The sequence below is a fragment of the Psychrobacter sp. TB55-MNA-CIBAN-0194 genome (genome assembly GCF_040309505.1).
Lineage (GTDB): Bacteria > Pseudomonadota > Gammaproteobacteria > Pseudomonadales > Moraxellaceae > Psychrobacter > Psychrobacter fozii.
The window spans coordinates 1-274 of record NZ_JBEOOW010000254.1 but is presented as its reverse complement, the minus strand read 5'-3'; the positions used below and the strand labels follow the sequence as shown (position 1 = coordinate 274).

General features: G+C 41.6%; 1 pseudogene. It reads right to left on the bottom strand.

From position 1 onward, the window contains the following. A pseudogene (locus AAEY75_RS15045) lies at positions 1–274 on the bottom strand (GlxA family transcriptional regulator); the annotation flags it as partial.

Sequence of the window (274 nt, the reverse complement as noted above, 5' to 3'; positions counted from 1 at the left end):
ATACTCAATCGGGCGCATCGCAACGCAGGATTGAAAGCGTCTATTTAACGTGCGTGGGGTGATATTTACCATAGCTGCCAAGCCGCTAACTTGAATAGATTGCTTGAAGTTTTCCTCGATAAACTCTTGTACTTGTTTAACCAGTTGATCTGAATGTGGTTTATGCAACGTCACATTGGTATAGCTGTTTTGATTGCCTCTTTTACTATCAATAATCTGGGTTTTTGCCACTTGGGTAGAAATCTCACGCCCACAATAACGCTCTATCAATAGC